The sequence below is a fragment of the Xanthomonas sp. F10 genome, assembly GCF_014206815.1.
GTDB lineage: Bacteria > Pseudomonadota > Gammaproteobacteria > Xanthomonadales > Xanthomonadaceae > Xanthomonas_A > Xanthomonas_A indica.
The window spans coordinates 2,050,330-2,073,253 of record NZ_JACHNP010000001.1; the positions used below are offsets into that span (position 1 = coordinate 2,050,330).

General features: G+C 64.7%; 20 protein-coding genes. 15 read left to right on the forward strand and 5 right to left on the reverse strand.

Going from position 1 to position 22,924, the window contains the following annotated elements; genetic code table 11:
* The first annotated feature begins 7 nt into the window (after positions 1-7).
* From FHR56_RS08950 to FHR56_RS08970, 5 genes are all read left to right on the forward strand, one after another.
* Positions 8-1,117 (forward strand): DUF6094 domain-containing protein, encoded by a 1,110-nt coding sequence (locus FHR56_RS08950; protein WP_160947717.1) that lies wholly within the window; start codon positions 8-10, stop codon positions 1,115-1,117.
* A 37-nt stretch (positions 1,118-1,154) separates the two neighbouring features.
* Complete coding sequence (locus FHR56_RS08955) at positions 1,155-1,472, forward strand: methyltransferase (protein WP_160947718.1); 318 nt, start codon at positions 1,155-1,157, stop codon at positions 1,470-1,472.
* A gap of 137 nt (positions 1,473-1,609) precedes the next feature.
* The gene (locus FHR56_RS08960) at positions 1,610-3,883 is read left to right on the forward strand and encodes a helicase-related protein (RefSeq protein ID WP_160947719.1); all 2,274 of its coding nucleotides are present in this window, start codon (positions 1,610-1,612) and stop codon (positions 3,881-3,883) included.
* 351 nt (positions 3,884-4,234) lie between these two features.
* The gene (locus FHR56_RS08965) at positions 4,235-4,990 is read left to right on the forward strand and encodes a YdcF family protein (protein WP_160947720.1); all 756 of its coding nucleotides are present in this window, start codon (positions 4,235-4,237) and stop codon (positions 4,988-4,990) included.
* Positions 4,980-6,812 (forward strand): ATP-binding protein, encoded by a 1,833-nt coding sequence (locus FHR56_RS08970; protein ID WP_160947721.1) that lies wholly within the window; start codon positions 4,980-4,982, stop codon positions 6,810-6,812. The genes FHR56_RS08965 and FHR56_RS08970 overlap by 11 nt, the downstream gene beginning before the upstream one ends.
* Before the next feature lie 71 nt (positions 6,813-6,883).
* Here FHR56_RS08970 and FHR56_RS08975 read toward each other — a convergent pair whose 3' ends face one another.
* A complete protein-coding gene (locus tag FHR56_RS08975) occupies positions 6,884-7,327 on the reverse strand; it encodes a hypothetical protein (RefSeq protein ID WP_237473322.1) in 444 nt (147 codons plus the stop codon).
* A 264-nt stretch (positions 7,328-7,591) separates the two neighbouring features.
* Between FHR56_RS08975 and FHR56_RS08980 the strand changes: the two genes are divergently transcribed.
* On the forward strand, positions 7,592-8,005 hold the full coding sequence (locus FHR56_RS08980) for a hypothetical protein (protein WP_202407026.1): 414 nt from the start codon (positions 7,592-7,594) through the stop codon (positions 8,003-8,005).
* Here FHR56_RS08980 and FHR56_RS08985 read toward each other — a convergent pair.
* From FHR56_RS08985 to FHR56_RS08995, 3 genes are all read right to left on the reverse strand, one after another.
* Positions 7,989-9,500, reverse strand: coding sequence for an MASE1 domain-containing protein (locus FHR56_RS08985; protein ID WP_160947723.1), 1,512 nt, complete (start codon positions 9,498-9,500; stop codon positions 7,989-7,991). The two genes, FHR56_RS08980 and FHR56_RS08985, sit on opposite strands and share 17 nt — an antisense overlap.
* Before the next feature lie 170 nt (positions 9,501-9,670).
* Positions 9,671-10,483 (reverse strand): hypothetical protein, encoded by an 813-nt coding sequence (locus tag FHR56_RS08990; RefSeq protein ID WP_237473323.1) that lies wholly within the window; start codon positions 10,481-10,483, stop codon positions 9,671-9,673.
* A complete protein-coding gene (locus FHR56_RS08995; RefSeq protein ID WP_160947724.1) occupies positions 10,464-11,525 on the reverse strand; it encodes a hypothetical protein in 1,062 nt (353 codons plus the stop codon). The genes FHR56_RS08990 and FHR56_RS08995 overlap by 20 nt, the downstream gene beginning before the upstream one ends.
* Before the next feature lie 147 nt (positions 11,526-11,672).
* Between FHR56_RS08995 and FHR56_RS09000 the strand changes: the two genes are divergently transcribed.
* The 9 genes from FHR56_RS09000 to FHR56_RS09040 all read left to right on the forward strand — a co-directional run bounded on the left by FHR56_RS09000 (position 11,673) and on the right by FHR56_RS09040 (position 22,247).
* Entirely contained in the window at positions 11,673-12,260 is a 588-nt protein-coding gene (locus FHR56_RS09000) for a PilL N-terminal domain-containing protein (protein WP_160947725.1), read from the forward strand.
* Positions 12,254-12,913, forward strand: coding sequence for a hypothetical protein (locus FHR56_RS09005; protein WP_160947726.1), 660 nt, complete (start codon positions 12,254-12,256; stop codon positions 12,911-12,913). Before FHR56_RS09000 ends, FHR56_RS09005 begins: the two co-directional genes overlap by 7 nt.
* Before the next feature lie 40 nt (positions 12,914-12,953).
* Complete coding sequence (locus FHR56_RS09010; protein WP_160947727.1) at positions 12,954-13,682, forward strand: TIGR03759 family integrating conjugative element protein; 729 nt, start codon at positions 12,954-12,956, stop codon at positions 13,680-13,682.
* Complete coding sequence (locus FHR56_RS09015) at positions 13,667-14,275, forward strand: transglycosylase SLT domain-containing protein (protein WP_160947728.1); 609 nt, start codon at positions 13,667-13,669, stop codon at positions 14,273-14,275. The genes FHR56_RS09010 and FHR56_RS09015 overlap by 16 nt, the downstream gene beginning before the upstream one ends.
* Positions 14,272-14,865 (forward strand): integrating conjugative element protein, encoded by a 594-nt coding sequence (locus tag FHR56_RS09020; RefSeq protein ID WP_160947729.1) that lies wholly within the window; start codon positions 14,272-14,274, stop codon positions 14,863-14,865. Before FHR56_RS09015 ends, FHR56_RS09020 begins: the two co-directional genes overlap by 4 nt.
* A 1-nt stretch (position 14,866) precedes the next feature.
* Positions 14,867-17,059, forward strand: coding sequence for a type IV conjugative transfer system coupling protein TraD (traD, locus tag FHR56_RS09025; RefSeq protein WP_160947730.1), 2,193 nt, complete (start codon positions 14,867-14,869; stop codon positions 17,057-17,059).
* Positions 17,056-17,805: a TIGR03747 family integrating conjugative element membrane protein gene (locus tag FHR56_RS09030; protein WP_160947731.1), complete on the forward strand. Its 750-nt coding sequence runs from the start codon at positions 17,056-17,058 to the stop codon at positions 17,803-17,805. The genes traD and FHR56_RS09030 overlap by 4 nt, the downstream gene beginning before the upstream one ends.
* 305 nt (positions 17,806-18,110) lie before the next feature.
* On the forward strand, positions 18,111-21,098 hold the full coding sequence (locus FHR56_RS09035) for a UvrD-helicase domain-containing protein (protein ID WP_343160764.1): 2,988 nt from the start codon (positions 18,111-18,113) through the stop codon (positions 21,096-21,098).
* Positions 21,099-21,185: 87 nt separating this feature from the next.
* On the forward strand, positions 21,186-22,247 hold the full coding sequence (locus tag FHR56_RS09040; RefSeq protein ID WP_160947732.1) for a hypothetical protein: 1,062 nt from the start codon (positions 21,186-21,188) through the stop codon (positions 22,245-22,247).
* 98 nt (positions 22,248-22,345) lie between these two features.
* Here the strand turns inward: FHR56_RS09040 and FHR56_RS09045 are convergent, their stop codons facing one another.
* Positions 22,346-22,921 (reverse strand): alpha-ketoglutarate-dependent dioxygenase AlkB, encoded by a 576-nt coding sequence (locus FHR56_RS09045; protein ID WP_160947733.1) that lies wholly within the window; start codon positions 22,919-22,921, stop codon positions 22,346-22,348.
* Positions 22,922-22,924 lie beyond the last annotated feature (3 nt).

A 22,924-nucleotide genomic window follows, 5' to 3' on the forward strand; every position in this document is an offset into this window, starting at 1 on the left:
GCATTCCATGGCGCTCATGTTCGCGCGGCTTGCCCGCAACTTCATCAAAAGCGGGTATTACCCCACCGACGAAACCACGCTAGAAAGAGCCCTCCAGGCACTGGTGCCCGGCAACGGGCCGATGTGCATCCTCGATCCCTGCGCAGGCGAAGGCGCCGCCCTCGCCGAAGCCGCCCGCGCCCTCGGGAGCGAGCGCACGCAGGCGTATGCGGTCGAGTTCGACGCGGAGCGGGCACGCCATGCCCGCGGCCTGGTCGATCACTGCCTGCACGCCGACCTGATGGACACGATGATCTCCAAACAGGCCTTCGGGCTGCTGTGGCTGAACCCGCCCTACGGCGACCTGTCCAAGGACGTCGACGGCAACATCGGCTACCAGGGCCAGGGCCGCGCCCGCCTCGAAAAGCTCTTCTACCAGCGCACCCTGCAGTTGCTGCAGTACGGCGGTGTACTCGTCTTCATCGTCCCGGGCTACGTGCTCGACGCGGAGCTGGTGGGCTGGCTCACGCGCCACTATGCGGACCTGCGGATCTACCGAGCGGTGGACACGCAGTTCAAGCAGGTGGTGATCTTCGGCCGGCGCATCCGTCAGCGCGACCTGGCCGGCGATGCGGCAGCCGCCGCACGCACCCTTCTTCTACAGGTCGGGCACGGCGAGGTGATCCCCGACGAACTGCCCAGCGAATGGCCGTTCTTGCCTTACATCGTTCCCGCCAGTGTGTCCCCACCGGAGCACTTCTTCCGCGTGACCATGGAGCCTGAGCAGTTCGCCGATGAAGTCGGCCGGCTGCGAGGCCTCTGGCCGATGCTCGATACGCACCTGGGCGCCGCGCAGCAGTCGCTGCGCCCACCGGCGCGGGCCTTGTCTCCGTGGCATCTCGCCCTGGCTCTGGCCGCGGGCGCGATCTCGGGCGTCGTGCGCTCCAAGTCCGGGCGTGTGCTCATCGTCAAAGGCGACACCCACAAGGACAAGGCGCTGCAGCGCGAGTTCACCGAGCGCGAAGACGGCTCGATCGCCGAGACCCGCATCCTCACCGACAAGTTCGTGCCGGTGATCCGCGCCTGGGACATGACCCCAGGCTCTCCCACGCTGGGCGAGGTCCTGACCATCCGCTGACCCCAGCCGATCCATCCACCACAGAAGGAGAACCACAATGTTTCCACTGTTCCAGCGGCGCAAGCCGCTTCCGCAACCGCTGTTCGCGCCGGGCTCGATCCAACTGAGCGAAGAAGTGCGCTGGCTTGCGAGCAAAAGCCTGATCGATCCCCTGCCCTACGTGCATCGCCATGTGCGAGGCGATTGGGGCGAGGTCGGCGAAGCCGAGCGACAGGCCAACGATATGGCGCTGGAGTGCGGCGCTCCGATGACCTCACGGTTTGCCATCACCCCACGACTGTCCCTGATCGTCGTCACCAGCTCGGACCAGGGTACGACCGTCGTACAACTGCCCGAGGAACGGACGGTGACCTGACCCACACGCTTTTACTGCGGGCCGCGAGCGCCTGCGGCGTCTGACCACCTCGGCCGCGAGCCGAATCTTCATCCCACCCCGGGGCATGCCATCGCCCCTTGGGGGAGGTGCATGCCCCATTTTCTTGGAGCATCACCATGTCCCTCGATCTCGAACCCGCAGCCGATGCGGAGCCCGTACAAGGCGAACTGCTCGACGCAGAAGCCTCCCCCCTCTCCCTGAGCCTCACTGAGTTCATCACCGAATTCGGCGACGAGCTGCTCGAATCGCTCAACCGCGCCAATCCACCGGTCTATGCCGGCCAGCCGAGGGCGCATCGCGAGCGCGTCATTGCGGACCTCAAGCGCCGGCTCTTCCCCGCCCAAGCGGAAGTCGTCCACGCGGCCGCCGAGCTGCTGATCGACCGCGGCGAGCGCGCCGCGTTCATCAACGGCGAGATGGGCTGCGGCAAGACAACGGTGGGTATCGCCACCGCGGCCGTGCTGCACGCCGAAGGCTACCGCCGCACGCTCGTCCTGTCGCCGCCGCACCTGGTCTACAAGTGGCGCCGCGAAATCCTCGAAACCGTGGCGAATGCCAAGGTCTGGGTGCTCAACGGCCCGGATACGCTGGTCAAGCTCATCAAGCTGCGCGAGCAACTGGGCGTGCAGCCCACCGGCCAGGAGTTCTTCGTCCTGGGCCGGGTGAGGATGCGGATGGGCTTCCACTGGAAGCCCATCTTCGTCGAGCGGCGCATGCGCGACGGCCATGTAGCCGCTTGTCCGGACTGCGGCACGATCATCACCGACCTGGATGGCGAACCGGTCAGCCCGGTTGCGCTGCAGGCGGAGGAGTACCGCCGCAAGTGCAGCCACTGCGCCACACCGCTGTGGACGCTGATGCGCCCTCGCACCCTCTCTGGCAGCGACCAGTCCTCGGCCGTGCTAAAGGCGCTCAAGCGCATCCCCACCATCGGCGAGGTCACCGCGCAGAAACTGATGCGCAAGTTCGGCGACGGCTTCCTGGCCTCGATGCTGGGCGACAACATCCACGAGTTCATCAACCTCATGGATGGCGACGGGGAGCTGGTGTTCTCCGACCGCCAGGCCGCGCGCATGGAGCGTGCGATGGCCAACATGGAGTTCGGCTTCGGCGAGGGCGGCTACCAGCCCAGCGAGTTCGTCAAACGCTACCTGCCGAACGGCACGTTCGATCTGCTCATCGCCGACGAGGCGCACGAGTACAAGAACGGAGGCAGCGCCCAGGGCCAGGCCATGGGCGTGCTCGCATCGAAGTGCCGCAAGTCGCTGGAGCTCACCGGCACCCTGATGGGTGGCTACGGCGACGACCTGTTCTACCTGCTGTTCCGCGCCCTGCCCGGGCGAATGATCGAAGACGGCTACCGCCCCTCCAAGAGCGGCAGCATGACCTCGGCGGCCATGGCATTCATGCGTGAGCACGGTGTACTCAGGGACGTCTACACCGAGAGCGCGGGCACCGCGCACAAGACCGCCAAGGGCAACAAGGTCAGCGTGCGGACGGTCAAGGCGCCGGGCTTCGGCCCGAAGGGCGTGCTGCGCTGCGTCGTGCCGTTCACGCTCTTCCTCAAACTGCGCGACATCGGCAGCGATGCGCTCCCGCCGTACGACGAGGAGCTTCGTGAAGTGCCGATGGCACCTGCACAGGCCGCCGCCTATGCGGCGTTGTCCTTGCGGCTGACCACCGAGTTGCGGCAGGCACTGGCCCGCCGCGACACCACCCTGCTGGGTGTCGTCCTCAACACGCTGCTCGCCTGGCCGGACACGTGCTTTCGCGCGGAGAACGTCGTGCATCCCCGCACGCGCGCCACGCTCGCGTTCGTTCCGTCCCAGTTCCACGACATGGAGACCATGCCCAAGGAGCGGGAGCTCATCGACATCTGCCGGCAGGAGAAGGCCCTGGGCCGGAAGACGCTGGTCTACACGACGTACACGGGCAAGCGCGACACGACTTCGCGGCTGAAGCGAATACTCGAACTGGAAGGCTTCAAAGTCGCGGTGCTTCGCGCAACCGTGGATGCGAGCCGTCGCGAAGACTGGATCGCCGAGCAGGTGGACCGGGGTGTGGATGTCCTCATCACCAACCCGGAGCTGGTGAAGACCGGGCTCGATCTGCTGGACTTTCCGACGATCGTGTTCATGCAGTCCGGCTACAACGTCTATTCGCTGCAGCAGGCCGCGCGTCGGTCGTGGCGTATCGGCCAGAAGCAGGACATCCGGGTGATCTTCCTGGGCTACGCGGCGTCATCGCAGATGGCGTGCCTGCAGCTGATGGCGCAGAAGATCATGGTGGCGCAGAGCACGTCGGGAGACATCCCGGAAAGCGGGCTCGAGGTGCTGAACCAGGACGGGGACTCCGTGGAAGTCGCGCTCGCGCGTCAGTTGGTGGCTTGAACGCCTGGCACTGCAATTCGCAACTCTCAACGGCTCCTTCGGGAGCCGTTTTTTTTTCCTTCGCAGGTTCCCGTCATCAACGAAGCTCGGCGCCCCGGCTTTTATTCATCGGCTACGTTGCTGGGCACTTGCTGTGCGTGAGCGCTAGAAGCCATCCCCAAGCCGCTCCCCGATCGTGGCCATGGCTCCCGGAAACAGGTGAGTCAGCAGTGCCCCGATCGCCAGGGCGACTGCTATGCTGGATACGGTCACAGCACCGGTACGCATGATCCTTGCGATCAAAGACCGGCGGGTTGTCGATGGGCATCCAGTAGTCATCTGCATAGACGGGCAAAGCGGCAGATCAAGAATATGACAGTTCTTCTGGCACTTCTAGGGATCCTCGTTGGCGGTCTGCTTTTCAAGAAGAATCAAGCACGTTGGGCCTTCGCCACGTGGCTCGGCACCGGCGCAGCGCTGATCTTCATCGGCTGCGGCCCCGGTGCCCAGGTCTTGGTGGACGGTGTTCAAGCCGGGTATAAGAGTCTTCCACCCCCGCAATGGGGGGCCAGGAACGCGATCGTGGTCCTCGGCGCCGGGACAGAACGCATCGATGGCGCCGCCTCGCCGGAAGTCGGATTTCTGGCCTACGGCCGGCTGGTGAAAGGCCTGGAGCTGTATCGCGGCTGCAAAGCGGTGGCAGCCGAATGCCGGCTGCTTCTCAGCGGCAGCGACGTGCACAAGCATGGCCGCACCGAGGCGGCGCTGTATGCCGACGCCCTCGTGCGGATGGGCGTCAGCAGTAGCGACCTGATCCTTGACTCCAACAGCGACAACACGTGGGAGAACGCAAGAAACTCGTCGGCGATGCTGAAAGCGCTCAAGCCCGACCGCACAGTCCTCGTGACTTCGGGCGTCCACATGCGACGTTCGCTGGAGTACTTCGCGCAATTCGGCGTGCGGCCGACGCCCGCCAGGAGCGATTACCTGAGCCCGCTCCCATCGCTTGTGCCGCTGTCGTACAACCTGACGGTCGCGGACATCGCCCTGTACGAGTACCTGGGCATCGCCCGCCTGCACATCTACAACGCCCTGGGCCTGAACAAGAAGGTGCACGATGCAGGATGAGGCCCAGGACAGCTCACTCACATTGGTGGAGGTGGCGGACAAGCTGCGCCACAAGGAAATTGATGCGATCGTCAGCGGATACCGAGAACGATCCGTTTCCCTGAAGCGGACCGTCCTGGTCTTCGCGGTAATTGTCTGGGCCCTCTACTGGAGCCGCGGCGCGATCACAGATCCTCCCGATGGATGGCAGCATCTATCGCTCGATCAGGTGCTCCCCATCGAGGCGACGAAGCTGCTGCCGTGGCTCATTGGGCTGCTGCCCGCCTGCGCGATCTGGATGGTGCTGCTGCGAGCGGGAAAGATCCAGGAAACGGAGTTCGTCGATGGCGCTGGCGCGATCGCCAACTACATCATCATCGGAGTCATGCTTTCGTTGGCGTGGAACCTGACCATGGCGAGCGCCACGGTCTTGCCGATCATCAGCATCATCATCGGCGCGAGGTTCGGCAGGCGGTATTTCTACCTCAGCATGCTGCTCGCCTGCGTCATCGTCGCGATCGCCGCACCCGAGCATTATTGGGTGAAGCGTCCCGCGTTCGCTGTCTTCGCGTTCGGCTTCCTCGTCGGAATCCCGCTGATGACAAACAAGCTGCTATCGACCCTGTGGGTCATCTCGGCACAGGCGGTGAGATCGCGCGACGCGCAAAACCGGTTCATCGCCACCATGAGCCACGAGTTGCGGACGCCGTTGAACACGGTGATCAATGCAACAGCCCTGATCGACCGTTCGCAACTTCCCGAGCAGCAGCAAGAACTGATTGCATCGGCCGAAGTGAATGCCTGGGCGTTGCTGGGTCGCGTCAACGATGTCCTGGACGTGGCCGCCATCGATCGCGGGCAGATGGCCTTCGAGAATGGTCCATTTCGGTTCTCGGAGGTACTGCAGACAGTGCAGGGCGTCTGCGGGCCACAGGCACTCGCCAAAGCCATCGACTTCGAGATTGCAGGCGCGACCGACCTTCATGAAATCTTCGTCGGCGATCCGGCCCGGGTGGAGCAGGTCATCAGCAACCTGGTCAGCAATGCGATCAAGTTCACACCCGCTGGCGGCGCCGTCACACTGCGCATCATCGATTCCGGCCCGGACATGGCGGGGCGCCAGCGCCTGAGCATCCAAGTCATCGATTCCGGACCCGGAATTCCCGCTGCGGATAGGAGCAGGATTTTCGATCCCTTCTACAAGGGTGGGGGCTCTGTGGTCCGTGCGCAGAGCGGCGTAGGCCTCGGTCTCTACATCGTCAAAGCGGTCGCAGAGCAGATGGGCAGCCAGGTCGAGGTCTCCGACAATCCTGGTGGCGGATCCGTGTTCACCTGGAACATCGCGTTCGCGAGAGCCGCACCAGGTCAGCAAGTGGAGGCGCCCATTCCGTTGCACCAGGCGCTGGATCGCCATCGCGCCACCATCCCGGCGATGAGTTTCCTGGTGTTCGAGGACAACCTCCCGAACCGGCAGGTCATCCAATGGCTGATGAACCTGGCTGGTCACTCCGTCAGGTTCGCCGTGCCTGGAGCCGCCCCGATCAAAGCACTACTGGCGGATAGGCCCGACGCCATCCTCCTCGATCTGCACATGCCCGAGCGTTCTGGCTGGGATGTACTTGCGGAAATCGAAGCGCACATAGGCATCCACCAAGCCCCCCCGATCGTCATCATCAGCGCTGATTCCGACCCCAACACCGTAGCGGCCTGTTTGGAGAAAGGCGCGGTGGCCTACCTGACCAAGCCGATCGCCCCGCACAAACTTCTATCGTCGGTGCAGGCGATTTCCCACATGGCGCGGCCAGGTTCCCAAGCAGGCAGAGCAGATGGGAGGAACCCATGAGCCGAGAAGCGCAGGCCCGATGATTGACGTGCAAGACACCACACTATGAACCCAGGCCAGCCTGTCAACGTCTATGGGCCGGAGGCCGCACGGAAGCTGAGGATCAGCTTCACGGCGGCGCGGGCGACGGCCTCGAAGCGCCGCTCCAACGGAGCCCGATCAGCGCCGTGGCAGGCGTCCAGGCGGAGTTGCTCGCAAGCCATCCGCAACTGCTGGGAGCCGATCGGCGCTATGGCATTTTTCAGTGCGTGTATCCGTTCGAGGAGGTTCTCCGGGCCGACGTCCTGGGCCGTGGCGCGGCTTTCTGCAACGCATGCCTCAATGTCGGATACGACCGCATGCACGTACGCGGCGGCTGCCTCCCGAGATAGCGTGGACAGCATGAAATCGAGGGTAGAGCCGGCTTCGACTTGAGGCTGTTCGTACGATATGCCGGCGGCGGCCGCCTTAGCCTCTTTCGTCAGCTTTCGCGGTTTCAGCCCGATCGTGCGGAACAACTTGCGAACGTAAACCATGGGAGCCATACCTGGGCGTTTCGAGGATGGGGCAGGACGCATTTCGCGCCCCATGCTTCTGTCCTCCACGAGCACTATGCAACGCTCCTGGGCGTATCTCCATACCCCCCATGCCCGGGTCAGCAAGCTGAACCAGCCATCCGCCCGTGCCGTGGACTTGTCGACCGCTCACGTCATCGGACCACGTACCTTGGATCGGCCTGAAATGCAGGCGATAGCTCCCGGAATGGGACGAGGACGACCATGAAAAGGATGAAGACGAGCATGCTGATCCACATCGCACTGGCGGGTGCCCTGCTGGCTTGTGCCGGCGCGGCACAGGCATGCTGCCCCGACGGCGGCCACGGGGCTCCGGCGGCCGCGGCGGGGCTGGGCGAAAGCCTGCCGAAGGCCCGGAACCTGGCGTTGGATCCGGCGTGGCGGATCTATGAGTTCAGCCGCGATGGAGTCACCTACCTGCAGATCAACGATGTGGCGGGCACGGTGCGTGCGGCCGTGGGTCGGGTCAACGACACGCTGTGGGTGTTGCCCATGGGTGCGGACGTCGCACGCGTGACTGTGCCGGACAAGGGCGCGGGCACCAGCGGGTCCGTGGTGTACCAGACGTCGGGCTTTGTCGTGCGCGTAGTGCCAGGCCGCAACGGCGGCGACGCCTGGGAAATCAGCGCCGCAGACTGAGCCCTTCGCCCACCGACTCAGAAACGAGAAAGCTGAGGCAGTACGCATGGCGGCGCCGGCAGGTGCCGCCATGCACTTTGAGCCTGGCCGCGAGCTCCCAGTCGGCATCGTGGGCCACGGTACGGCGCCGATCCAGCGGGGACGCGTCGGCGACTACGCAGAGCACGATGCCTTGGCGCCTTCCGGCTCGCCACACCCTGCCCTTGATGAGATGGCGCTTCGCTGGCGGCAGGGTTTCGACAACGTTGAGGATGCATCGGTACGCGACAAGCTGCAGCCCGAGGGAGAGCTGCATGGGATCGCCATGCAGGCGGCACTCGAACTCGGTATCGCAGAGATTGCTCATCGCGACCGAACGCAGGGTGACGTACAGGCCATGCGTCTCGATGCCCAGTGGGTACAGCGCGGTGACGTACTCGTCGAGCAATTGGGCCTGGATCACGCCCGTGCGCGTCATCTCCATCGCCGCGGCATGCTGTCCCCGCGAGCGGAGATGGGCCACGATGTCCGTGCGCAGCTTGTTGATGTGGACGGCCAGGTCGCTGTACTCGACCACCCGGCGGCGCAGCGTGCGTTCCGCCTGCATGTAGCTCGCCTGCGCAATCTGCCAGGCTTCCTGACGCTGGTGGCGAAAGTGGCGGGCGTGCTCGAAGGCCGCGGACAGCCGGGACCCGAAAACGAACAGGCCCGTGGCCGCAGCGGCGAGAGCGACCTGCACACGGAATGCCTCGGCATGGTAGGCCGCCAGCGTCATGGCGTCCGGCAACATGATCCCGATCGCCACGTTGGCGAGCACGACGCCGACAGCGGCGCCGCGCCAGCCGTGCAGCAGCGTGAGCACCACCGAGGGGACGACCATCAGCGACATCAGGATCTGGTGCGACAGGCGGTCCTGCGCCATACCGGAGATCAGGAACAGCGCCACCACGGCTGCCGACCCGAGCAGGCCATCCCTCGGCAGCCGCGGCCGGGCTGTGACCGGCTCCTCCCGGCGCAGCCAGAGCAGAGCCGGCAGCGTGAACATCAGCATGCCCAGGTAGTCGCCCAGCCAGTAACGCGTAAGCGCCTCCAGCGGGGTCAGCGCGGTGTAGCCCTTGAACAGCGCATTCAATGCCATGTTGCACAACGTGCTCCACAGCGCGAGGATCAAGGCCAGGGGCAGCAGCAGGTACTCCTGGTCCACGAGCCGCGGTAGCTGCCGCCGCGCGGCATGCACGGCCAGCGCCACGCATGGCATCAGCAGGAAGGGACTGGTGTACGCCCACACAGGACTCGCGCCATGCTCGATCATCGGCACGCGGATCACCAGCAGCGCGGCCGCATCACCGGCGAGCAGATAGGGCCACAGGCGATACGGCAGGAACAGCAAGGTCGCGGCGCGCAAACCCGCCGGCAGATACCACTGATCCATGGAACAGCGCCATGCCAGCAGGAACGCGGCGCAATAGGCCGCGCTGAGCAGAGCCCCTTTGGCGATGTCTTTCCCCGCGGCCATTCCAACCGGTCCCTGGCGTGTGGGCGCCACTGTACAAGCGCGTTCGGCGCTTGAGGTAGACAGTTGCTTAGCCGCGTGCTTCACGCCTGGCGAAACATCGGCCATGCACCGTCAGCCCGCTACCGCGTGCTCTTACCGGGCTGATCGCGCGCTCCGCCTATTCAGAGCATCTATTCATCGTTGCGCCGAAGCTCCTTCTCCCGTAGCTCTCGATACAGCGGGGGGTAATACACCCGCAGAGAGGGCAAGGGCGCGAACCAGGTCTTGTTGAGCATCCAACATGCGGCCCAAACCAGCACGGCAGCAAGAAGGATGCCGGCGTCCCCGAGCTGGAAGATCAAGTCCAGGACAAGGGATCGACCATCTTTATGCGTGAACGCGAGCGCGAAGTCGGCAACAGCCATGACCAACGTCGCGAAAACGAGGTCGCCTAGGCGTCGATCCTCGGAGAGCCTATCTTTCCAACTTCGCCACTCGCCATCGTACATACGCAGCAGGAAATCGCTCTCTCGTTCCAACGCGAGATCAAGGAGCTTTCTGGCAGACACTTCGCCATACCTTTCCGAGCCCCGATCTGACGAATCGACGCCGACCCCGGGAAAGAGGAAGACGAACCAACGCACCCAAGCACCCAGCAGCGGCAGTACGAAGCTGACCAAGAGACCGAAGGTCGCTGCCGACACTACGAGAAAGCCGAGGTCCTTCCAGAGCATGTCGGCCGATGTCGACCACTGAAGCATCCCTTTCCCACCCTTGAAAACCAGCGCGGCATCGACGAACAGCACGATGCAGACGAACCGCATCACCCACTGAGCATCCCACGCCTTTTCCATCAGGCTGAGGTGGGGTAGCCCCTCCTTAGCGTTGTCCTTCGATTTTTCTTCACCTGCCATCTCTACGATCTCCTCTTCAGGGGGACGGTTCGGCAGAGAATGCCCTTCCCTGCCATTGATCGAGCGATGCTCAGACAACGAACCGGTCATGCATGCCCGGCAAGCACCATGTCCGCCACGCCTCATCGAGTGTTGCCTTCTCCTCCGGTCTCGCGCAGGCCGCACCCGCCATCGCGAACAGGCGGCCCAGGCGCTCCTCCTTCTCCTGCGACGTCACGGCGCCACGCACCACCATGGGTCCCACCGCCATGACGATGCGGTGGCAGATCTCCGCGTCGAGCCCATTGCCGTCCACGCCGAAGCCCATCGCTCGATTGGGCGTCAGCACCGGAGGCAGCGTGCGCAGGATGACCCGGTGCAAGGCCTTGTCTTCGGTGACGAGCGCGGGTGTTCCCACGAACTCGTATCCGGCCTGCCGCAGCATCGGGATGCTCAGCCATAGGTTGAGATCGCCGGCACGATTGCGGAGGTATGGCAGGGTGATGTGGTCCGTCTCGTCCTTCTTGCCAGGCTGAAAGCTCAGAAACGATTCGAGGTACGAGTACGCTGGTTTCGGGTCTCCGTCGAGCTTCAGGGACTGTCGGCCCTTGAGCAGAACGCAGAGCGCCAGCAGCATGGCCATGCCGGTAAAGCGTGGAACGTCGGCCTGCATCAGGGCGTCCAACTTCGCAAGCGCATCCTCCGCCGGCACCTTCTGCGACAGCAGCGATCGCATGAGCGCAACGTAGGGGAAGATCAGACTGAACTGGGTCCGCAGCGCTGGTTCGTTGTTTCGTAGCAGCGCGACCTGCTGCTGCGCGAACCCATCGCGGAACAGAAAGCCCCGCGACGCCAGCGCTGCCAACCTGTCGTTGATCCAGGCGGCAGGGTCGGTGCTCTCGCGGAGCTTCTGATTGGACATCCACTGCTCCATCAGCGCCGGCCACGGGTTGAGCGTGTAGCGCACGCGATCCGCGGCCGGGATCTGTTCTGCCCATTCCGTGCGCGCGAGCGCATTGGTGTCGAGGAACAGTTCGTACGGCCCGCCACCCTTCGCAACGTTGACGAACGGCCACACGAGGGCGGTGGTGCCGGATGGCGGAAGCCGCTCGCATCGCGCAGCGTACGGAATGGGTTGGTTGCTGGACTCCATGCTCAGTTTCTCCCTGCATTTCGTTTTGTTATCGGCGTGAACGCCGGCGACCCGGCAAAGCGCCGCGCCGCGATCCCGATTGTTGCCTGACTCAACGGCTCGCGATCGCGCATCGTCTCGACCACCCAAGTTACCGGGACGACCCGCATGCAGCCACACCCCTCGCCCGATCCACGCCGCTGGGGCTTCGCCCCGGTGGCCGCCGTGGTCGCATCGGCCCTGCTGGGCGGATGTGCCAGCGCTCCACCGACCGCCGACGCCGCCGATCCCAGCCCGCCGCCCTCGGTAGTTTCGCCCGCCAGGGCCGCCGCGGAACGGCCCTCGCCCGTGCCGGTCACGCGCCAGGGGCGCTACACCTTTGTGGAGATCGGCGCCGAGGATGGGCAGCGCGATCTGTTGATGCAGGTCATGGACGTCACGCTGCCATCGCCGGATGGGGCAACGGTGCTGGACGGCCTGCAGTACCTGCTGCGGCAGTCGGGCTACCGGCTGTGCCCACCCGATGCGGACAGCGCCACCCTCTACGCCCTGCCGCTGCCGGCGGCACATGTGCGTCTCGGTCCGATCACTCTGCGCGACGCGCTCCAGACCATGGCGGGCAGCACCTGGGCGCTCTCGGTGGACGAGACGACGCGCGTGGTCTGCTTTCACCGAACTGCCGCCGGCGCCGCCGACGCGGCCAGCGCCGCGGCGAATGACGCGGTCCTGCCTCCGAAGGAGAAACAGCCATGGTGATCTCCCATCCGCCCGCCGGGCGCCCCCGCGTTCGCTGGCCCTTGTGGGCCTGCACCATCGCCTTGATGGTCCTGGGCGGTGTGACCGCATACAACACCGTCCAACTGTCGCGCATGGCGCAAGAAGCCAAGCAAGCGAACGTCGATGCGGAAATGCAGAGCCTGGCCAGCAGCGTGGCGCAATTGCGCGGCGCATTCGATGCCGCGCGCCGGCAACCGGCACCCGTCAGCGAAGCAACCTTCTCCTCGGCGCAGAAGGCCCTGGGCGACCGGCTTACGGCGCTCGAACAGGCACGGGACGGCACGGCCCGGACCGAGGACCTGGCAGCCCTGTCCTCGCGCTTCGACGCCCTACAGGCCCATGTCGCCGCCCACAAGGCGCCCGCAGCGCCACGCAAGGCGCGTCTATCGGAGGGTGCGGCGGCCCGCGAGGCCGCGCCCTCCCCTCCACCGTTCACGGTGCTCGGCACCGAGATGCGGGCCGGCGTGCCCTTCCTGGCGGTCGGTCCCTCCGGGCAGGCGTCGCCCGCGCAGGTTCGGCTTCTGCGCGAGGGCGAACAGGAGAGCGGGTGGCGGCTGGAGGTGATCGAGCCGGAAACCGCGGTGTTCGCGGTCGGAGAGCAGATGCGCCGGCTTCCGCTGCGTGCACGCTGAGGCGGCCGACATGCGAGCGCAGAGCCGTGCAGCCATCGCGATGCTCATCGCCGCCAGCCTGTGCGTCCTGGCCCTGGGGTTGCCCGACGTGGTGCGCGCCCAGACGCAGGCAGCGCGCATTGGTGATACCCGCGCCGTGGCGAGCGCCGCCCGGCCGTTGAGCGATGCGCGCGACGACGAGACCCGGGCCCGCGACTGGGGTCTTCGCGCGGAAGAATGGTCGCGCTACCAGACATTGATGCAGGGCCCGTTGGGCATCTATTCCCCCAACCTCGACCCGCTGACCGCCCTCGGGATCGAGGCGCGCAACGAAGACGAGCGGCGGCGGTATGCCGAGCTACAGATCCAGGCCGAAGCACGCCGAGTGCAAAAGACCCTGGACTACCAGCGCGCGTACGACGCGGCATGGCAGCGGCTGTACCCCAACCAGCAACGAGTGGTGCTGCAGGGCGGCCCCGCAACGGGCGGCAGCGGTACTGCGGAGCCTGGGCGTATCGCCCTGTTCGTGAAGGAGGACTGCGCGGCATGCGACCAGCGCGTGCAGCAACTTCAATCCGCGGGCACGCCGGTGGACGTGTACCTCATCGGGAGCCGCGGCGATGACGAGCGCATCCGCCGCTGGGCCCGTCGCGCGGGCATCGATCCCGCCAAGGTGCGGGCGCGGACGATCACGCTCAACCACGACGGCGGCCGCTGGCTGTCGCTCGGTGCCTCCGGTGACCTGCCGGCGGTCATGCGCGAGGTGGGTGGTCAATGGCAACGGCAGTAATCCCGCAGCGCTGCTGCAGGGCCCTGAGCCTGGGGATCGTGCTGGGCACTTTCGCGTGGAGCGCGGTGTCCGCCCTCGCCCAGGAGCTTCCCCCACCCGCCTACCAGATCGCCGCGGCGCAGTCCGGCGTGCCGTCGTCCGTGCTCTACGCGGTCGCGCTGCAGGAAAGTGGCACCCGGCTGCGCGGCCGGCTGCTTCCCTGGCCCTGGACGCTCAACGTCGCCGGCACGCCGCAGCGGCACGCCACGCGCGTTGATGCCTGCCTCGCGCTGCGCCGCGCACTGCGGGACACCCCCGCTGAACGCATCGACGTCGGCCTCGGCCAGGTCAATGCGGGGTACCACGCGCACCGTGTGCAGCAACCCTGCGCATTGCTGAACCCATACCGCAACCTCGGCATCGCTGCGGAAATTCTGCATGAGCAGCACCGGCCCGGCGAAGACTGGCTGGCCGCGGTGGGCCGCTACCACCGTCCTGCAGGCGGCCCGCCCGCGGCGCGCTACCGCGGCGCCGTGCAACGCCACCTCGTACGCGTGCTGGGCAACCCGCAGGCGGTGGCCTCATTGAAGCCGCTTCGAGAGAACAACCCATGACGTTCCCTGCCTCGCGTTTCCGGCCATACGCGGCTCTGTGCCTGTCGCCACTGCTATGCCTGCCGTCCTTCGGCCTGCGGGCGGAACCCGCGCCGGCTGCACCGCCGACCCGCCCCAGCCTGATCGTCGTCGAGGACCGGGGAGGCGCACCGACGCAGCCCTACTACGACGAACTCGGGCTTCCACCGTTGCGCGTGGCCAGCGCCCCTTCGGCCGCGGGAACAGCCAGAGCCCCGGCCCAGGCCCAGATACAGGCACAGCTCGAGGCTGTGGGGCTGCCAGCGCGCTCCGTGCTACTGTCCCCGGGCGTGGTGGACGCTCGCCCGCTCCAGGCGCCGGGGCTCACCCCGTTCTTCCTGGTTGGTGACGACCCACGCTCCAGGGCATGGCTGCAGCAGCGCGCCGGCACGCTGCGCCAGATGCGCGCCGCCGGCCTCGTCGTGAATGTCGAGTCGTCGCGGGCACTGGAAGAGCTGCGCGCTCTGGCGCCGGGTCTTTCGCTTTCGCCGGCATCGGGGGACGACCTGGCCCGGCGCCTGGGCCTTCGCCACTACCCCGCCCTGCTGACCGCCACAGGCATCGAGCAGTGACATGGCCCAGGCGCATGCAGTCGAGGTGCTGCTGCGCCCCGCGGTGGAGCTATACACCGTTGCGGTCTGTGCCGGCGCCGCGCTGGCGTGCGTGGTGGCACCGTGGTCGCTCGCGCTGAGCCCCACGCTGGGAGTTGCCAGCGCCCTCGCCTTCGCGGCCTTCGGCGGCATCCGCCTGCGCCAGGCCCACGCCATCCTGCGCTACCGGCGCAACATCCGCCGCCTGCCGCGCTACGTGATGACGAGTCGCGACGTTCCGGTCAGCCAGCAGCGCCTGTTCCTCGGCCGCGGTTTCCGCTGGGACCAGCGCCACACCCACCGCCTCATGCAGACCTACCGGCCCGAGTTCCGCCGCTACGTCGAGCCAACCGCGCTCTACCGGCTTGCGCGGCGTTGCGAGGAGCGCCTGGAGTTCACCCCACCGCCGTTCGCACGGCTCGCGCGCTGGACGGCCTGGGACCATGCTCTGAACCCGGTGCGGCCGTTGCCGCCGGTCGGCGGACTACCGCGCCTGCATGGCATCGAGCCGCAGGAGGTGGATGTCACCCTGCCCCTGGGCGAGCGGGTCGGACACACCCTGGTGCTCGGCACGACGCGTGTCGGCAAAACGCGCCTGGCCGAACTGTTCATCACGCAGGACATCCGCCGCCGCGCGGCGGACGGCGGGTACGAGGTGGTGATCGTCTTCGACCCCAAGGGCGACGCGGATCTGCTCAAGCGCATGTACGTGGAGGCCCGCCGCGCCGGGCGCGAAGGCGAGTTCTATGTGTTCCACCTGGGCTGGCCCGACCTGAGCGCGCGCTACAACGCCGTCGGGCGTTTCGGCCGCATTTCGGAAGTCGCCACGCGCATCGCGGGTCAGCTGTCCGGTGAAGGCAACAGCGCGGCGTTCCGCGAGTTCGCCTGGCGGTTCGTCAACATCATCGCGCGAGCCCTCGTGGAACTGGGGCAGCGTCCGGACTACCTGCTGATACAGCGCCACGTCATCAACATCGATGCGCTGTTCATGGAGTACGCCGCGCACTTCTTCGCGCGCACCGAGCCGAAGGCCTGGGAAATCATCGTCCAGCTCGAAGCACGCCTCAACGACAAGAACATCCCGCGCAACATGATCGGGCGCGAGAAGCGGGTGATCGCGATCGAGCAGTACCTGGCTCAGGTGCGTGTGTACGACCCCGTGCTCGACGGCCTGCGCAGCGCGGTGCGCTACGACCGCACCTACTTCGACAAGATCGTCGCGAGCCTCTTGCCACTGCTGGAAAAGCTCACCACCGGCAAGATCGCACAGTTGCTGGCGCCGAACTATTCGGACCTGGCCGACCCTCGGCCCATCTTCGACTGGATGCAGGTCATCCGCAAGCGCGCGATCGTGTATGTCGGGCTCGATGCCCTCTCCGACGCGGAGGTGGCGGCCGCCGTGGGCAACAGCATGTTCAGCGACCTCGTCTCGGTCGCCGGCCACATCTACAAATTCGGCGTGGACGATGGCCTGCCCGGCGCCAACGCCAACAGCAAGGTGCCGATCAACGTCCACGCCGACGAGTTCAACGAGCTGATGGGCGACGAGTTCATCCCCATGGTCAACAAGGGAGGCGGCGCCGGCATCCAGGTCACGGCGTACACGCAGACCCTCTCCGACATCGAGGCGCGCATCGGCAACCGCGCCAAGGCCGGCCAGGTCGTGGGCAACTTCAACAACCTCGTCATGCTGCGCGTCAGGGAAACGGCCACGGCCGAACTGCTGACCCGCCAGTTGCCGAAGGTCGAGGTCTTCGCCACCTCCGTGACCAGCGGCGCCACCGACAGTTCCGATCCCACAGGCGCAACCGCATTCACATCGAACACCCAGGACCGCGTCGCCAGCACCAGCGTGCCGCTGATCGAGCCGGCGCACGTCGTCGCGCTGCCCAAGGGCCAGGCCTTCGCTCTGCTCGAAGGCGGCAACCTCTGGAAGGTGCGCATGCCACTGCCCGCGCCCGATCCCGACGAGGACATGCCGCGCTACCTGCAGGAGCTGGCGGCCGGCATGCGGTTGCACTACGTGATAGACGCCGGGAGCTGGTGGGACGGCCAGGGCGCCGCGGGCCCACGGGATGTCGGGCTGCCGGACGACCTGCTGCGAGACACGATCGCCGCGCCCGATGCGCCAGATCCCGACGGTCCGCACGATGTCGCTGAGGCCGATGCGCCATGAGCGACGTCGCCGCCACCGCGCAGCGCCAGCAGGTTCGCCAGCAGGGCTTCATCGTCGGCCTCATCACGTTGCCGTTCCGCTGCTTCGGCGTGCTGTGCGGCTCGCTGCTGCTGTGCATCGTGGTGGAGTGCGTAGGCATGGCGCTGTTCTGGCCCGAACAGGGATGGCGGCACGCGCAGGCCATGTTGGGCCATGAGCTGGACCAGCTGTCCGACTACTTTGTGCGCAGCGCCCTCGTGCAGGAGCCGGGTCGCACCGCGCACCACTGGGTGCAGCAGGGCTACGAGTGGGTGTTCGTGCGCAGCGGCCTGCTGGAATGGATGCGGGACGCCTCGCGCCAGGCCCGCGCGAACGCGGGCGTCCAGGCGTGGAGCCTGCAGAAAGCCCTCGGCACCGTGGCCACGCACACGCAGGACTACCTGATCGCCGCGGGCTACACCGTGCTCGTGTTCATGGTGCGCCTGCTCGTACTGTGCCTGTCGCTGCCGCTCTTCATCCTGGCGGCCTTCGCAGGCTTCGTGGACGGGCTGGTGCGCCGGGACATCCGGCGGTTCGGCGCGGGGCGTGAATCGGGGTTTCTGTACCACCGCGCGCGCGCCAGCCTCGTGCCGCTGGCGGTGCTGCCCTGGGTGATCTACCTGGCCCTGCCGGTCAGCGTGCATCCGGTGGCGATCCTGCTGCCGGCGGCGGTGATGTTGGGGGTGGCGATGGATATCACGGCGGGGAGCTTCAAGAAGTATCTTTGATTCGACCATAACGATGCTTGATAGACGGGCGCAGCTAGGCTAAGCGCACCGACCTTTCGCTTTCAGCCGCTTCGTCGCGCTCAAGGGAAGTTACCGTTAGCCGTCATCAGACACCCCAGCAGCAGTCCCGGACGACTCGACACGACATGCGGCCCGGAACCGAACGCAGGATCCCAATGGGCTACTGACGGAACCGCCGTACCCCTAAGCCACCACTTTTCTAATGACCGTCACAATCGCCAGCCCCTGGGACGTAGCGGCAGTCCCCGTCGCTTACCATCCTCCCCGAGAAGTGGGAGGTTTCGGTGGAAGTAGCGAACAAGGAAAAGCAGGCCCCGGCAATGCCGAGCCTTTCGGTCAGAGAGTCGTGGTGGGACGTCTGGTTCTGCTTTCGCAGGCCGATGACCCTGGAGATTGCACCGAAGGGACTGTCAATAGCTGGGCAGAAATTGCAGTACTGGCAGTTGTCGGCAGTGGAGAAACAGGAGCCGACCTGGTTTCTACCCCGATGCTTGGACCGCGGTCATCTCGTTCTGACGTACCGGTCCGGTGACGAGGAACGAGTTTCGTCCCTGGTCCTGCCGAGTAACGCCCGAGCGCAAGCACGCATTGACTTACTCCAGCGCGTGCATCTGGAACTCATACGTCGCCTGGACGGGGTAGATGAGGCGCTTCGCCCTGTTCGCTCCGACATCGAGCGCGTCTATAGGTCGGACCGTTACGTGCGTCATTCCCAAGCGAGCCGGCTCGCGAACGACCACTCACCAACGATCGGCAAGATGAAGTCGATCTTTGCTTGGCTCCATCGCCATCCACTTCTTCCGCCAAGCAGCCTGAAACGGGCTGGGGTGATGAAGGAGGAGCTGGCCGCCTTGGCCAAACTGGTCAACGACCCCGAAGTGTCGCGAGCAGAACACAACGAGCGATACATGGTTCTCCAAACTCAGGCGGAGGCAGCCTACTTCGCCGTGGTCGAAAGCAGCCCTCTAACCCCGGAGCAGACGGCCGCGGCGCTGGTGTTTGAGGATGCGACTTTGGTGATCGCTGCCGCGGGTTCGGGCAAGAGTTCGTGCATCGTCGGCAAGATTGGCTTTGCGCTCAAGACCGGGATGTTCCAGGACCGACAGGTCCTTGCACTCGCCTACAACAGCAAAGCGGCCAAGAGCCTGGGCGATCGATTGTCTAAGAAGCTCAACGATGCCATCGGACGCAAGGTGTCTGTGGCTTCGAAGACGTTCCATTCCTTCGGGTTGTCCGTTCTGATTGAGGCCAATGGCGAAGGAATTCGTCCACGCGTGTTCGAGGAGGATAAGGGCGAGGAAGGACGGTTCCTGCGCACGGTTATCGCGCGCCTGAAGGACGAAGATCTCTCATTCCAGCAGGCACTCGCCGATTGGTTGCTTTTTGCGCCTTTTGAAGACCCCACTCCCTTTGGCATAGCGGGCAGCGTGGAAGAGTGCGCGCGGCGCTATGAGGAAACCTGCCGGCAACGCATCAAGGCAAAGAGAGAGGAAGCAAAAGAACGCTACGACGCGACCATCCCCACGCTCGATCCTGCGGTGTACGTGCGGTCTCTCGAAGAGCGCGGTATCGTGAACTGGCTGGTCCTTCGCGGCGTGTCGTTCGAGTACGAAGCGCTCGACTGGGACGGTGCCACACTCCTTGGACTTGGCGTTTCCGCATCCTCGAAACGCAGACGGCCTTATAAGCCGGATTTCACCTATCGCGTGGTCCAGCGCCTTGATGACGGCTCGCAGCGCGAGGTGCTGATAGTTCACGAGCACTTTGCCCTGGACCGCAACGGAAAGGCCCCCGATTGGATGGGTGGCTCCGAGTACGTTGCGCAGGCCCACAGCAAACGCGCAATGTTCAAGAAACGAGTAGCCAGCGGTCAGCGCACAGGCAAGCCCGTGGTCTTTTTCGAAACCACCTCGGCTCAGTTTCGCGATGGCACACTCTGGGCTCATCTAGAGCGATCGCTCCGGGATTCAGGCATCAAAGTGGGGGCGCCCTCCAAGGAAGTGTATCGGCGAGCCATCGCCAGCTTTGGCCCTATCGAAGATCGCGAGAAGCTCATCATGGACTTCGTGCTTAGGTTCAAGGACTCCGGTCTCGATGAGAAGCAGGTGTTCGAGGAAGCTGAAAAGCAGCCCAACTCCTGGCGCGCTCGCCTCTTCCTCAAAGTGGCCTTCCCCGTGTTTCATGCGTACCAGCAGGCGCTAAAGGACGCGGGCAAGATCGACTTTGCCGACATGCTGCGGGATGCACTGGCCGCCCTGCGCGACGGCCGGGTCCGGACCCAGTATCGGTTCGTGCTGGTGGACGAGTTCCAAGACATTGCGCGTCTTCGAGCAGACCTCGTCAAGTCCGTCCTGGACCAAGCGCCCGACGAGTCAGTTGTCTTCTGCGTTGGTGATGACTGGCAGACGATTAATCGTTTCTCTGGATCGGACGTCGGTATCTTCAAAAATATCGGCACGCACTTCGGCCGCCACGAACGCCAGCTATTGCTGCCGCGCACGTTCCGCTGCTCCAGCGGCATCGCTACTTTGGCGCGAGAACTGGTGCTGAAGAACAGAAACCAGTTCGACAAACCTGTAGATGCAAAACCCGATCAACTGCTTCATTGCGTGCGCGTCGTTCTGCACAAACCTGGCGCCGAGCATCGGATGCTGGCACTAGAAACACAACTGGACGGACTGATCGACACGGGCAAATCCCTCGGCATCGCACTTCCCTCCGTGCAGATCCTTACCCGTACGACCGCCGAAACCACTGCGCCGCAGGGACTGGAAACGGAGGATGCGATCAAGGCGCTGAAGCGCAAGTACAAAGGTAAGCTGGAGCTGGACGCAATGAGCCTGCACGGTTCCAAAGGTCTGGAGGCGGATTTCGTAGTTCTGGTGGGACTCGATTCCGGGTTCCGGGGCTTCCCTGACGAACGCGAGACTGAACCTTTGCTGGACCTCGTCCTGCCCAAGCTCGCCGACGAGAACGAAGAAGAGAGACGCCTGCTCTACGTGGGTCTCACGAGGGCCAAGCATCAGGTAATCGTCTTGGTCAACGGGGAGGCGCCGAGCGAATACATCCTGGAACTGTCGGCGCTTTCGAGGGCCCATTCTTTTATCGAATGGATCAACCTGGGCACACAACGTGTCCCTTGCCCTAAATGCAAGGTCGGGTCCTTGCTGACACATCCAAGGAATGACCGAAGGCTAGATTGCTCGCGCTCGGTGAGGTGTGGGCATCGCAGTTGGATACCTGAGCGCTCCCCGCAGAACGCAATCCCTTGAAGGCTTGACCCCAAGTGACTGCGACCTGCAAATGCCACGCCTTCTCCCCCTCCTTTCGCGCTCAGCGCCTCACCGATGCCACAAGCAATGAGACAAAATCCGACTGCTGTTCGATTTCACGCTGACCTGGACCGGTTGGCTCTCGAACTTGTGAAGGCTTTCGGCCTGAAATTTTCCAGCGCGCCGAAGGAGCAAGGATCGCCTTTAGCGCAGCAAGGGCTGGATTCACCGCTACTGCGCTGGCTCGACTTTCGCATGCGGTACGTTGAGCCCTACCCGCGCCCTGTAGTGTTGTCCGACCGCTTTCCAAAGGTCGATCTGCCAGCTTGTGCGCAAGCCGGATTGGAAGCACTTGTTCGGCGCTTCGAGCAGGGAGAGGACGTGAATCCCTACCAAGGTCGTGGCCTGATTCTCAGGAATGACACCAGCGCTTCAGACGATCAGCGGCATGCCCGTACCGACCTGCTCTTCGCGGATTGGGGCATCCTTCATTTCCACCTGACAACTGAGCCTATTCCCGCGGGGAAGTACTTCTCCAGGCCTGCCGATTACCTTGCTTTCTGTGTCGTAGGGGGAAATGGGGTTGGCCTTCTGGACGTGCTTCAGCACCCTGGTAAAGAAGGCTTTGCCGATCCTCACTTGTTCGAAGTGTTGGCAAGCAACTGGCCGGAGCATTTAGAACAGTACAGGATCAAGGGCGCGATTCCTGAGCAGAGTTTGGCCCGTACGCAGGACGCCATTTCGTCATTGCGAGTCGGGGGTGTGACGACGATGTACACCCATGGAGGGGCTGTCTATTTCCCGCCTGGCGGAGGCGTTACTACCGCTTCCACCGCAGGAAACGTAACTATGGCATTGCTTCGCATTCAACGCCTCGTCGATGCTATGGCAGAACTTGCCGACGATCCCGACGGTCAAATGCACAGCGTCGCTCGTACGCGAGGAATTCAGAGACCGGCATTTGGGCTTGGTGTTGTTGAAACGGGACTGAGCATCATGGAACTCAGCTCGATGGAGACATCCTCACCGCTGTACTTCGTCCTGGCGCCTCCCGAGCCTGGTAGCAAGCCATCGGTTTGGCGCGATTTGAACGAGGCGTTTGTTCCTCCATGGGCGGCGCAAAAGCTATCTCCTGGTGGGACGGCTTGACAAGTTCTGCATTAGCTTGACGACCCAGCACGTGTGAGGTCTTGAGCTATCACCTGCCCAAGGGCATGCACGGCAGATCGGCGGTCGGGGCCGCCCCATCAATTTACGCGCGAGCGGAAAGTAATGGACCACCGCAGTTCTGCCGTGGGTGCCGTGGAGTGCTGCCAATCCCAGCGCGCCTCGTCGGTCATCTTGTAGATCGATCGCGGCGCCACGTCCAACTGCAGTACCTTCCGTGTCGCCGGCTCGTCCGGATACGGGCGGAACTTCAGGGTGGCGCTTCCGCCTAGCGACACACCCACGATGGTCTCGAAGTCGGGCACGTCACGATGCCATCCAAGGGGCGTACCGGGCGTGTACTCCGCGACAAGGGCATGCACCAGGTCTTCTGCAGGAACATCGATCCACCGCGCCACCCTCTCGCGTAGCCAAAGCAGCCGCGAATCCAGCGCCACCCCTGGCAGAAGCCGGTTGGTGTCGAAGTCGTACGATCCGCCGAAGCTCACCACCTTGCGTCTCGCCAGGTACTGCTTGTACTGCGCCGCGTGCAGCGGCAGCGACCGGATGATGTCGATGAGTTCCTGCTCTTCCTGCTCGCTCAGGAATGCCTCCTGATAGACCAGGCCGCGAATCGACGAACGGATCGGTTCCTCGCCGAACAATTGCCCCTGCATCAC